The organism is Bacillus sp. FDAARGOS_235 (assembly GCF_002073415.2).
GTDB classification, from domain to species: Bacteria; Bacillota; Bacilli; order Bacillales; family Bacillaceae_G; genus Bacillus_A; species Bacillus_A toyonensis.
Window position 1 is genome coordinate 19,182 of record NZ_CP020434.2, and the last position, 12,786, is coordinate 31,967.

A 12,786-nucleotide genomic window follows, 5' to 3' on the forward strand; every position below is an offset into this window, starting at 1 on the left:
TTCTTAACGTAGGCTATGTTATACGATTTGATTTTCGAAATTAGATAACTTTATTATTCCTGAAACATTATCGAATGAAAGTGGAAAATAATTTTCAAACAACTTTAATAACCTCCTACCCAATTAACAGGCAGGAGGTTACTGCATTTCTAGACATATAAGGGGTCACCATACATGCCCATCAACTTAAGAAATTTCACTACCCCTAAGTGCAAAAAAGCGTTATTCTTTCTAAAAAGCTAACTAGAAAGGATGACGTTTTTTATGAATCTTTCGATTCAAGATGAATTACAACTATTTTCTGAAGAGCTGTACCGTCATTTAACTCCTTCCCTTTTGGAAGAATTGGCAAAAGAATTAGGTTTTATAAAAAGAAAACGAAAATTTTCAGGAAATGAATTAGCTACCATATGTATCTGGGTAAGCCAACGTACAACGAGCGATTCTCTCGTTCGATTATGTAGCCAATTACACGCAGCCACAGGCACTCTTATGAGTCCCGAAGGACTCAATAAGCGCTTTGATAGGAAAGCTGTTGAATTTTTGAAATATATTTTCTCTGCATTATGGAAAAGTAAACTTTGTGAAACATCAGCCATTTCAAGTGCAACACTCACGTATTTTCAACGAATTCGTATTTTAGATGCGACGATTTTCCAAGTACCAAAACATTTAGCTAGTGTATATCCTGGATCAGGTGGTTGTGCACAAACAGCGGGTATAAAGATTCAATTAGAATATGACTTACACAGCGGACAGTTTTTAAATTTTCAGGTAGGACCAGGAAAAAATAATGATAAAACATTTGGTACAGATTGCTTAGATACCTTACGACCTGGTGATCTGTGTATTCGTGATTTAGGCTATTTTTCATTGGAAGACTTAGATCAAATGGATCAACGTGGTGTGTGCTATATATCAAGGCTTAAGTTAAACCATACAGTCTATATGAAAAATCCATTTCCGGAATACTTTCGAAATGGAACAGTAAAAAAGCAATCGCAGTATATCAAAATTGACTTAGAACACATTATGAATACTTTAAAACCAGGACAAACGTATGAAATAAAAGAGGCTTACATAGGAAGGGATCAAAGACTATTTACAAGAGTGATTATATATCGATTAACTGAAAAACAATTGCGGGAACGTAGAATAAAACAAATCTATACAGAAAGTAAAAAGGGGATTACGTATTCAGAAAAGAGTAAGCGATTAACTGGCATAAACATATATGTTACGAATACCCCTTGGGAGATCGTTCCGATGGAACAAATACATGATTTTTACTCCCTTCGTTGGCAAATAGAAATTATCTTTAAAACTTGGAAATCCCTATTTCAAATTCATCACTGGCAAAATATCAAACAGGAGCGATTAGAATGCCATGTGTATGGAAAGCTCATTGCCATTTTTATATGTTCTTCTACTATGTTTAAGATGCGTCAACTTCTTTTGCAAAAGAAAAAAAGAGAACTAAGTGAATATAAAGCAATTGGGATGATCCAAGATCATCTATCTCTGTTATATCAAGCGATACAGAAAAACACTCAAGCAATAACAAAGATTCTGATCCGCCTGTTTACCCTACTACAGAAAAATGGACGGAAATCTCACAGATATGAGAAAAAGACAGTCTTTGATATTATGGGTGTTTCCTATAATTATAATCTATTAAACATTCAAAAAAAAGCTGCATAATTTTAAAAATGACCTTCTTAGGTTTATTAGGTATGCCGATTTTTTAAAAATTCAACACATCTTCAAACAGTTTTATCTAGAATGAACGCAAGTTCATTTTGCATGCCTCCTTAAGTTGATGGGCATGTATGGTGACCCCTACTAGACGATAAAAAGGTATGAGCTTACATAAAATAGAAGAAATATAGTGACACGTCGTAAGTATTAAATTAAAGGGGAGAGATACGGATGGTTACTAATAAATCTAATGACTCTGAAAATGAATTGCAGCCTTTGGATATTGACATGATTGATACGAAAAGTGTAAGCGAGGGTATTAAAGTTACAATAGAGCCTTACCCAGATATGCAAGTTGGAGATAGAATTGAAATTTATTGGGATGGTCATACACACGACTATACGATAGATGAAGATGAAGTTAATAACGCGATTGGAATTGAAATTCCATTCGCTGATGCTAAAAAAATAAAGAATGGAAGTGTTCCCTTATATTATCGTATTCCTGACAGAGCGGGTAATACTAATCCTATAGAATAAAAAAACAAGGCAAGCTTCGTGCTTGCCCTTTTCTATGATTTCATTATTTTTGTTGGGCATTGTACTTAAGTTCTCCAAAGTAAGATTTACGTACGTCTTCAACAGTCATATGAGAATGAAAAGCAATCGTAAAAGTATACCTTTACGAACATATTAAAAAGAAGAATCCATAAACAAGGACTCTTCTTAAAAACTAATTTATATGAAAAATTTTCAATTGTGGCTATCCCTTGAATCGTTGTCGTGTTTCAAAGTGAGATTAGGAATCTGTCATTCTTTATTATAGTCCTACTACCTTTGCACCAGAATTGTTCAAACTATCAACTTCCAGCTAGTCTATCAACAACTAAAACTTCTTTTCCTGCCACAATAGCATAAATTTTAATCGGAGTACCCCGTCCAATCTTAAGAAATGGGAAAAATTGAATCAGTTGTCCGGTTGGGAATGTATGTGTATCATTTGGTATCACCACTTTATATTCCTGTGCAATATTCAAAGGAATTTGTTTAAAGTACATAGAACCTACATATTCCCTAACCGTGTCACCTATGGTCTCTGTTATGAACATCCAGTCCCTAAATTGGTAATTATTTTGTACTTCTTCATCAGTGAACAGCTTCCCTCGGAAGGTCGACACTACATTCCCCTTTACTTTTAACTCAAATGTGTTGTTTCCATTGATGGCGTCACCGATATGCACACCAAACCCATAAACATGCCCACTCCAATTTTTACGGCCTTTACTGAATATTTCTGGCCCCTGGTGTCCTTTTTTCTGACCATTCATATACATTTCAAAAGTTGCTGCTTCCGCTACACCATTTGGAATCTGAATATTAAAGTAAGCATGACCATTGCCGTTAGTAGATACGTTAGCAATCACTTTTTCGGTCATTTCAAAATGCATTCTAGCTTTTAATTTCACATCAAATATTGATTTTACTGCTTGTTTCTTCATTTCTGCCTCAGTTGTTTGATCCACAATTAAGTTAACGGCACTGTTTATAATTTCTCGATCATTAATATAAATTTTCCCATTTTGTTCAATTGCGCCATAACTAAGTTTCAATGCTTCTTTGAATGTCATTTCTGGTACTGTTTGTTCGACAGGGGTAGTACCAGGTGCTGCAACATTACGTTTTGTAACAGGACCTCCTACTGTAGTAAACACAATTTCTGCTGTATTCGCTTTAATTTTAGATATGACATTCGTCCATTCTAGGCTACTTTCGTAATCTTGTCCTTGTGTATCAATCAATACTACATTTGATTCTATTCCATTGGTTTCTAATTTTAATATATCATTCTTTTGGAGACGACTTACATTACCTTGATCTAACATTAAAGACTCACCAAAATGGGTTGGTTTATCAAATGCCAACGGTGGTTTTGATTTGTCTGGATAGGTGTTGCCTGGTAATACCTCTAATCCCTTATGAGTTTCTCCAACTAACGAGCTAATTAAAGAAATCGCATCCCCGTTTGTAGTTTTCGGAAAATGTAAAGTGAATTGTGGCTTCACTTTAAATACAGGTGCCGTTCCTGTGTTCACATACCGTACATTTGGTAGGATTTTACCTGCTTCAGCAGTGTTGATACCTAATACTTCGTTCCAATCTTTTGTTGTTGAATCGCTAACAGATTCATCCTTTGTGGTAGATGTTGTCGTAGAGGATTCATAACTTACACTAACAGATCCCCCAAAGTCTAAGAGACTCGCATTGGCTGTTACAGTAGTTCCCCATGACTCAGTATTGGACACAGTATTAGATGTACCACGAGTTACTTGTTTACTAGATGAACCACCTTCTCCTGCTTGGAAATTGGTATTAGGGATTAATAGATATTTTTCCATGCTAATATGCACATCCGGATAAGCTGCTACTAACGGATGATGTGCTTCTTTTGTAACACGGGTATCCATTTGTAATCCCGTCACTTTTTCATAATCACTGTAAGGATCGTCACTTGTACTCCATTTCATAGGTGAAGATTTATATTTTACAAGTGGAGGGCCATGAACATCATCATCCCATTTAACTAAATCTTTCACACCAAACTCACCATCTACTACTGTATAACCTTCATATTCCCAACTATCCGGAATATTATCACCATCTGTGTCTTTTTCATCTCTAATAAAATCATCTACAGCATCTTTTAATTGATGTAAACTTCCTATTACGGTTGGTTTGTCTTTCTGTGCTAAACTCGGAGCATATAATACCTCATGAGGAACGACTTCTTTCTTTTCTTCTGTCCCCCATAGGAGAGTGAATGCATCTTCTACATCTGGATTCACTTGATACTCCACTATAATTTTGTATAGCTTATCTTTTTGAAGTTTAATTTCTGTTTCTCTTCCTATATTATCAACTACTATACAGTTATCTACTTGAATCATTACTTGATCATGCTTTCCTGCTGAGAAAGTGTATACTCCATCTTCTTTAGGTTGAATGAAACCTTGCCAACGAACAGATTGAATATTTTGACTTTTTTTCAAACGAAGATTTTTAATTTCGTTTGAATTGATTTGCTCATTCATACAACTATTACCTCGTATTAATAACAAATTCTTGAAATCTTTATCTCCATAGAAATTACCCATTAATCCATTTTGTTTTCGTACATTAGTTTTCTCATACGTCATAATCGCATCTGATTGAACAGTACTATTCGTTGCCCCTGTTAGCATATTTTTCTTGTTTTCCATTCCGTATATCCCCCTTTGTAAATATCAAATACAATCATTTTACTCATGACATTCATTATCTTTCATACTTTGGATAAGCTGTAATAACCTCTCCAGTGTTCGGTTGACATTTCATGACTATCATAGAACCCGTAATAGGATCTCTTCCTTCCCATGTCTCTGTCCCATTCGATGAACCAATTTTTCTTGCAACATCATAGCTTCTGCTTATTACATCAACCACTTGTTCTTGTGACCAATCTGTTGGAAACATGGTACTTTCTTTTTGTTTCCAATTATTATATTTCGTTTCTCTTAACCATATTTTTGCTTTGTATACACCATTTTTACCCGGAGGTGCATAATTATCATCTTGTTCAGTCAATGGTCGTACAGCACGTGTTTTGTCAGATTTATAATCAGGTTCTTTATCCGCTTCAACTTGCTCTAAATCAGATCCGGGTGTAATAGTGTGCATACCTACAGGCTGATCTTTTGTATATCCTGCCTTGGATATGCCACCTAAGAAAATATGAGCAATTGAGCTTGTTGTGACATCCCTATCGTATAAGGATTGTGTAGTCACTTCGCCATTTGCTTTTTTTAATTTGAATTTATTTTTGACTTTATCCAATAGTCGTACTGGAAGGACTGGATTCGCTTGTATCATATCTTCTTCGATAAATTGTGTAACCTTACTTTTTTCATCTTTCATAGAACCTTCCTTTCTAATGATTCATAAAAGATACTATACTCTCTCGAATATCGGATAGGCTGTAATAATCTCACCACTGCTTGGAGAGCGTTCCGTCACAATTAAAGATCCAGTAACGGGATCTCTACCTTCCCATACTTCAATACCATTAGATGTTGCTATTTTTCTGGCTACGTCATAGCTTCTACTAATCACATCAATAATTTTTTCTGCTGACCAATCTTTTGGAAACATCGTACTCACTTTTTCTTTCCATGGATTCCATCTTGTTTCACGTAACCATACTATCGTTTTATAAACGCCATTTTTCCCTTGGTAAGCATTGTTTTCCCCTCGAGCCGCAAGACAATAATCTCCATAGTTTTCATCATTTGCCGCACAACACGCTCGGGTCTTATCAGATTTAAAGTCAGGTTCTTTGTGGGGAGCCACTAGTTCTAAATCAGATTCTGGTGTAATTGTGTACATCCCTACTGGATCACCTTTTGTATTTCCGGATTTTGATATACCACCTAGAAAAATATTCGCTATAGAGCTTGTTGTAGCGTCCCTATCGTATAGGGATTGTGTGGTAACTTGACCATTAATTTTCTTTAGTTTAAATTTATTTTTGACTTTATCCAATAATCTTGGAGGGATTATTGGTTTGTTTTTTGGCTCTTTTGTCATTATAGTTCTCCTTTGTTCCTATGAGTCATTGGTATAAAATTATGCCATATATGCTTTTCCCCTCCACTAATATTATTTATAAAACACTTACAATTTGTATTTTACCGTTTTTATCCATTCTAGTTATTGAGAAAAAACGTTTACAGTATTTAGGTATCTCTTTGTAAGGAATAACACCCAAAAAAGAAAAGAGGGTCACCAAAATTCAACCTAATTTAAATACATATATCGTGATGGATTCAATCCCTCTTTGTCTTAAGTATTTTGAAAGTATACTTTCAAAATGGGTAAAAGTTTACTTTCATTTTTATTTTTTAAAAAGAACATGTAGAGATTCTTACTACATGTTCTTTTTGAGTTGATGGCAATATTACAGCTTGTTTTTATTAGTTTGCTATTTTCATACTTTTGTAAAACTCATTTTCACTATATGGTGCCCCCAAAACAAACAATATACTATCCATGTAGTACATTAATTCAACATAAATTTGAATGTAGACTATCTATTTGTTGTTTTATTCTTTATTAATTAATATGGTACGTGAAATTATTATTTATCATGATGAAAAAGCCCCCATAGATCTTACACCTATGAGAGCTACCTAAGGGTATTTAGACTTTCGACTCCATTCTATTGTAACAGGCTTTCACCATACATGAGAAACATAATGAACCAAAAACAGACGATCATAACAAGAAATTCTTTAAACCCTTGCTGAAAGGAAATACGACCTTCTTCCATTCTACATGCCCCTTTTCTCTACATCTTTTTATATGTTAAAATAAAGAGGAAAGAAATGTGCCAATTTCTTTCCCAGACGGTCACTCATGACTTTGCTCTTTGTTTGCTTTTGCAAATGAAGAGCTTTTATTTTGCGTACTTATACTTGCTTTCTAACATCGCATAACGCAATAACTTTAACTTTGTTTCTTTTTTCAGTGCTTTCCATTCCGATACAGCAATCTTCATTTTCCATTCCTCCAATAATTAAATTTGTTATTTATATAACTTATAAGTTCCAGTTGTAAATCTTTCTAATTTGTTTATCGCTAAATCCTTCATGGACAGCGAAGATTTCTGGAAAATCCGAGAGACACAAATCAATAATTGTATTATCAGTTGTTCTTATATAGTAATATTGAACAGCTCCCTGATAATCTGAATATAAATAGTACTTACGAATCTTATAATTTAATCCATTTTTCTCTAATACCTCATAAAGCTTATTTTTAGTTTCATCCATTACGTCAAAAATGGTTAACTGCTCCATTATTAACAGCTCCTCATTGCGTAAATTTACTAAACTAACTCTAAGAACAAGATTGTTTCATTATGCTCATTGGTATGCACATTAAAATGTTTTCCCGTAGCTTCTAATGCACTAAAAAGCATTCTTTTATATCCTTGATCCATAAAATCTACACTGATTTGACCATAATTCATAATAAATTGAAGATCAGCCATCATCTTTTTAACTTTCCGTTCCATATAATAACCTCCTCAATAAAGTTATATAACTTATAATATTTTTTATAGAGGAGGTAGTAATATGGCTGTTAATAAAGATAAGTACACTCAAATTTTAGTTACTTTTACAAAAGAACAAGTAGAACAAATAGAAAATTATTGGCATGAAAATAAGCTAAAGAATCGAAACGAAGCAATTCGTCAGATTGTAGACAAAGGGTTAAGTCGTAAATAATGGCTACCCTTTTTATTTTTCCTAAAAAACCTAAAAACGCATTTAAATTCCCTTTTTCCCTTTACATGCGTTTTTATAACAAATACGACTTATTATATTGACAACTCCTTCAAAACCCCATACAAACAAATCTGAAGGGTCATTTTTTAGTTGAATTAATTTTTTTCATGTATTCTTAAAGAAAATGAAAAAAGAGCCGGATTTTCATCACAGCTCATGTATGAATTGGTTCTGTATGTGTACATGTTGGATATTGTGAACAGCCAAAAAACTTATTACCTGTTTTATTTGAATTACGAACGACTAAATCATGTTTACATGTGGGACATTTCCGTTCTGCAGGTTTTACCCCTTGATACACATCTTCAGCCGAATATTCGGGATTGATTTTATTAATCAATTTCTGAAGTTCTACACGATCTATTAGTTTTACATGGCAAGCTTCCGCTAATTCTTTCGCTTGCCTTGTATACACACTGTTCGTTACAACCCAGCCCTCGTGTGCTTTGTAATAAGCTTGCGCTGCATATATCTCTTGTACGGCACTAATGCCAACTCTATTTTTCATCCCGTAGCGTTTCGCCTGGATTACAATACGATTCTTCCCCTTCAATACCAGATCCGCTCCGAAATCATTTGACTGCTTTGTAACTGTTGGAGAATAACCCAACTCTCGAAAGAGAGCTTTTAGGTATACCTCGAATTGATATCCGTCCATTTTGTCTATATATCGAATACCAGACTTAGCCATTCGCTTTAATATTCTTCGCTCCTGGATCTTTCGGTACATGAATTTACAAATACGAAAAAGAACATACAGGATAAAACCATACATCAAAATTTGTAATATGTTTGGCATTTCTGGTAGATTAGACACTTCTCTCCACCTCTTTAATTGCTTTCATTTTCTTTGGTTGGGCTGTTTTTTTTGCCTGTTGCTCATTCACTTGTTTCTTCCGGACATCGTTCCAATCTTTTTCATTCGCTGGAATATCCTCTTTAAGATCGACAAAGCATTTCATTGTCTGAATGAAGTCTTTCCCAGCCTTATCATTATCAACTGCCATGATGACCTCTTTAATATCGTGCCCTTCTTTTTTCGCATCCATTAAAGATTGAATCACTGTTTTTGACTTCAATCCATGCATAGAAACCAGGCGAGCGTTTTGGATATTATTTTGTTTAATGCTCCAATGAGATAACATGTCGATTGGATCTTCATAAAAATAAATCTTATCCGGTTTACCTACATCAACCGTAAAACCGGCATTGATTTTTTCATAATTCGGGACAATTTGCTTAAAGCTTCCTCTTTTATTCTCCATTTTGACTGTACCTTGACGGTTCATTCCAATGACTTGCCCTTTGCCTCCTTCTTCTCTCCATTTGAACACCACATTATTTTTCTTATCCTGGGCAATGAGATCCTTTTTAATCAGCCAATTCACCAAGCGAGGATCTATTTTCCGTTCATGAATTAGATATTCTTTTATCTCTGTTTGTTTATTTACTTCCAGGTGTTTTGGATAACTAAAAGGCTGCTGCTCTTTTTTGCGTTCCTCTTCAGCTTTTGAACGATCAAACTCTTTGTAGTCCCCCTTCTGAATATCCATCACGGCTTGAGGAAATGTCATGTCATAGTACATCATGGCAAAGCTAATCGCTCCATATCCTTTTTCTCCTCGACTATTCCAGGCGTACTGATTCCCTTTAATGATGAGACTATCATGTTCCGTATGACGATAATAGTTGCCTTCTTTCTTAAACGTTTCTCCTTTTGCTTCTAGATATGAAATCAAGTCAACTTTTCTTGCTTTCATCGCATCCTCCGTACTGACACGTGCCATTACGGAATCCCCCCTTTACTCTATAAAATGAAATAAAAAAGAGGACTATTCCGTTTCCTAGTCCTCTTTTACATACATTCAATTTTTATTTGCCGAATAAGAATTTTAATCGCTTCTCCTGTACGCTGTATGATAAACGAGCGTCAAATTTTTTCCCGTTTTTGTTTGAGATAAACCCTTTAATCTGATCCGTTACATTCTTTTCTAATAACTTTTTCACATGGTTACTACTTAGATTTTTGCCAGAGAATGTACCAAAAATAATGAAGTCACAGCCTTTTTTGTATTTCTCACATAAGTAGTTACTTTTCCCTACAAGGACTCTACTCTTACACAATGGACATTTACCAATTGTACGATCTTCAGTCGTTGGAAAACGGAATTTCAAACTTCCGTCCGCTTCCATATAGATAGCTGCTGTAAATTCTCCCTTTTCCCCTTCAAAGCCATTTATAAAATCAGTCGTTTTATACTGAATTAGCTTTTTCATTTGATTACCAGGGATCGCTTTCCCTTTCATCTTTGCTGGTAACATAAAATCACATCCGTTTTTATGCTCCGTGCATCCATAAAATGTTTTACGATGAAGGATCTCACCTTTTTTACATTTTGGGCATTTACCAAATGATAGCTCCTCTTGTGTGGGGAACTGAAATTTGATATTTCCCTCATGTAATACTAGATAAGCGGAAAACTCTTTCTCATTGGACTTAAACCCTTTTAAAAGATCTGTTTTCTTATCCTCAAACAGCTTTTTCGCTTGCGCCTCCGGAATCGCTTTTTCTTTAATTTTCTTTGGTAAGGAAATTTTACATTCTGGATAATTACTGCACCCATAGAAATTACCTTTATGAAGGATTTTTCCTTTTCTACAAGGGCATTTGCACACCTCAATCTGCTGATTCCAGGTATTAATGATACTATCGGACACCTTATCATCCATTGCGCCTAATTGCTCTACCGTATCCTTTACAAACGTATTTGTTTTCTCTACAAATTCCTCATATTTCATTTCATTCTTTTCGATCATGTAGATCATCCCTTCCATTTCAGCCGTATAAGATGGATTTTTGATTTCATCTACCGGAAAAGCATCTATAAACGCACGACCAATATTAGTGGTTCGAATCTGACTGTTGGTAACATCAATATAGCTTCGCTCTAACAGTTTCGGAATAAACGTTTCTTCCGTTGCGACTGTCCCAATCCGTTTTCCTTTCATAAGTTCTTTCAAATGTTCATCATCTAATTTACGTCCTGCTGTCTCCATAAAGGTTAAAATGGAGCTTTCCGTATGAAAGGCTGGTTTCTTTGTTCGGGACTCAATCAAGTCATACTGAACGATTCTGAAAGAATCTCCTTCTCGTAAAATAGGTATCTGAAATGCTTCAACCGATCCCTCTTCTATATCCTCTTGAAACACACTTAGAAACCCTTTCTCTTGTAGGATCTTTTCTTTTGTACTGTATGTGTTGCCCTCTTGATCTATAAAATGTACTTCTCTTACCAGGTAGATTGCTGGTTTCATAAAATTCCCGATAAATCGTTTTACAATTAAGTCATATAACTGTTTTTCTAATGGATTTCGGTTGGTCCCGACATATGATTTTGTTGTTGGGATGATGGCAAAGTGACTACTGACTAACTCATCATTAAAAGTAGTATGTTTTTTCGTAATAGAAGACGGAACCACTTGTTGTACGAGACTTGCATAGGAGCTTTTTTCTATTGCTGCCATTACTTCTTTCACTCGTTCCACTTGTTCTGTAGGTAAGTGCCTAGATGAAGAACGAGGATAAGTGATAAAGCCTTCTTCATACAAACTCTGAATATGTTTTTTTGCTGTTTCCGCATTTATCTTCAGTTTGGCGTGAGCATCTTTGTAGATATCCGTTAAGTTATATAATAATTTGGGTTTCTTTTTTCTCGTACTTTCTTTAAATTCCGTTACGATTACATTCGTTTCTTTCAAGCTATCTCCAAGCTTTTGTAGTGGCGATGGATCTATCAGTTGATCTTCTGTTTTCATTACTGGTGATAAACCGTTCTCCGTTAGTAGCTTTAAATTGTAATAGGTTTGTTCTTTATAGTTTTGGATAGCGATTTCTCTCTGACGGATTTCATTCAAGATACACATTTGAACACGACCAGAAGCCAATAAGAATTGGTTTCTTGCTAGTTTGGATGTACAGCCCCTTGTAACATTAATTCCTAGAATATAATCCAGGTATTGCCTCGCTTTAGCGGATTGTGCAAGCCCATCATAGTCTGTTCCTGGTTCTAATCGGTTTAACGCTCCTTCTAATTCTGCGGCCTCATAGGAAGAGATAAAAAGACGAGATTCTCGCTTGTTCACACCTGCATGTTCAACTATCTCACGATAGATAAGCTCACCTTCTCTATCTGCATCACAGGAGTTGACCACATGATCTACATCGGGACGATTTAAAAGCTTAACTAATATTTGAATTTGTTCAAGACTATCCGATTTCGCTTTATATTCCGGCTCTAAAATGATTGGCAAGTGATCAAATTTAAATTCTTTGTACCTCTCGTCCATCTCCTCCGGATGTTTTAGTTCTAATAAATGCCCCCGGCACCAACTAATAATGTAATTCTCATTTTCATAGTAGCCATAATAAGGCTTGCTTCCTGGATGCTTTTGCGAGTTTCTAAATCTAGGTGATTTTAGTAATTCAACAGCTACCTTCGGCTTTTCTGCAATAAATAATGTTTTTCCCATACATAATACCTCCTATTAATCTGCAATTTCAGTTTTACGCTTCCATTTCTTATTTCTTCGCTTTTTCATAATTCCGTGACCAAATAATAACAACGTGTTCAAAAAAACCGCTACAAGGAACATACAGCCTGCAAACACCCATACATTCATGCCATTCACTCCTTTCGTTCTATAA

The 12,786-nt window shown here is 35.0% G+C and carries 12 protein-coding genes; 3 read left to right on the plus strand and 9 right to left on the minus strand.

Annotated elements, in window-relative coordinates; translation table 11 throughout:
* Positions 1 to 264 precede the first annotated feature (264 nt).
* Both A6J74_RS00120 and A6J74_RS00125 read left to right on the plus strand, forming a co-directional pair.
* Positions 265 to 1,701 (plus strand): IS4 family transposase, encoded by a 1,437-nt coding sequence (locus A6J74_RS00120; RefSeq protein WP_080609112.1) that lies wholly within the window; start codon positions 265 to 267, stop codon positions 1,699 to 1,701.
* A gap of 228 nt (positions 1,702 to 1,929) precedes the next feature.
* On the plus strand, positions 1,930 to 2,238 hold the full coding sequence (locus A6J74_RS00125; protein ID WP_080609114.1) for a hypothetical protein: 309 nt from the start codon (positions 1,930 to 1,932) through the stop codon (positions 2,236 to 2,238).
* 320 nt (positions 2,239 to 2,558) lie between these two features.
* On the opposite strand, the gene A6J74_RS00130 is transcribed toward A6J74_RS00125, so the two are convergent.
* The 5 genes from A6J74_RS00130 to A6J74_RS00150 all read right to left on the minus strand — a co-directional run bounded on the left by A6J74_RS00130 (position 2,559) and on the right by A6J74_RS00150 (position 7,807).
* Complete coding sequence (locus tag A6J74_RS00130; protein WP_080609116.1) at positions 2,559 to 4,955, minus strand: binary toxin-like calcium binding domain-containing protein; 2,397 nt, start codon at positions 4,953 to 4,955, stop codon at positions 2,559 to 2,561.
* 55 nt (positions 4,956 to 5,010) lie between these two features.
* Positions 5,011 to 5,649, minus strand: coding sequence for an EndoU domain-containing protein (locus A6J74_RS00135; protein ID WP_080609118.1), 639 nt, complete (start codon positions 5,647 to 5,649; stop codon positions 5,011 to 5,013).
* Positions 5,650 to 5,682: 33 nt separating this feature from the next.
* Positions 5,683 to 6,318 carry an EndoU domain-containing protein gene (locus A6J74_RS00140; RefSeq protein ID WP_080609120.1) on the minus strand — a complete coding sequence of 212 codons (636 nt, stop codon included), beginning with the start codon at positions 6,316 to 6,318 and terminating at the stop codon, positions 5,683 to 5,685.
* A 1,010-nt stretch (positions 6,319 to 7,328) separates the two neighbouring features.
* Positions 7,329 to 7,589 carry a hypothetical protein gene (locus A6J74_RS00145; protein WP_017674541.1) on the minus strand — a complete coding sequence of 87 codons (261 nt, stop codon included), beginning with the start codon at positions 7,587 to 7,589 and terminating at the stop codon, positions 7,329 to 7,331.
* Between the two features lie 29 nt (positions 7,590 to 7,618).
* The gene (locus A6J74_RS00150) at positions 7,619 to 7,807 is read right to left on the minus strand and encodes a hypothetical protein (RefSeq protein ID WP_080609122.1); all 189 of its coding nucleotides are present in this window, start codon (positions 7,805 to 7,807) and stop codon (positions 7,619 to 7,621) included.
* Between the two features lie 61 nt (positions 7,808 to 7,868).
* On the opposite strand from A6J74_RS00150, the gene A6J74_RS29860 reads away from it, so the two are divergent.
* Complete coding sequence (locus A6J74_RS29860; RefSeq protein WP_000290205.1) at positions 7,869 to 8,021, plus strand: ribbon-helix-helix domain-containing protein; 153 nt, start codon at positions 7,869 to 7,871, stop codon at positions 8,019 to 8,021.
* A 214-nt stretch (positions 8,022 to 8,235) separates the two neighbouring features.
* Here the strand turns inward: A6J74_RS29860 and A6J74_RS00155 are convergent, their stop codons facing one another.
* The 4 genes from A6J74_RS00155 to A6J74_RS30210 form a co-directional block, all read right to left on the minus strand.
* Positions 8,236 to 8,898, minus strand: a complete 663-nt coding sequence (locus A6J74_RS00155; RefSeq protein ID WP_080609124.1) for a restriction endonuclease — start codon at positions 8,896 to 8,898, stop codon at positions 8,236 to 8,238.
* Positions 8,891 to 9,868, minus strand: a complete 978-nt coding sequence (locus A6J74_RS00160) for a DUF3991 and TOPRIM domain-containing protein (protein WP_080609126.1) — start codon at positions 9,866 to 9,868, stop codon at positions 8,891 to 8,893. The genes A6J74_RS00155 and A6J74_RS00160 overlap by 8 nt, the downstream gene beginning before the upstream one ends.
* 85 nt (positions 9,869 to 9,953) lie before the next feature.
* On the minus strand, positions 9,954 to 12,611 hold the full coding sequence (locus A6J74_RS00165; RefSeq protein ID WP_080609128.1) for a type IA DNA topoisomerase: 2,658 nt from the start codon (positions 12,609 to 12,611) through the stop codon (positions 9,954 to 9,956).
* Positions 12,612 to 12,626: 15 nt separating this feature from the next.
* Entirely contained in the window at positions 12,627 to 12,761 is a 135-nt protein-coding gene (locus tag A6J74_RS30210) for a hypothetical protein (protein WP_255410429.1), read from the minus strand.
* Positions 12,762 to 12,786: the final 25 nt, after the last annotated feature.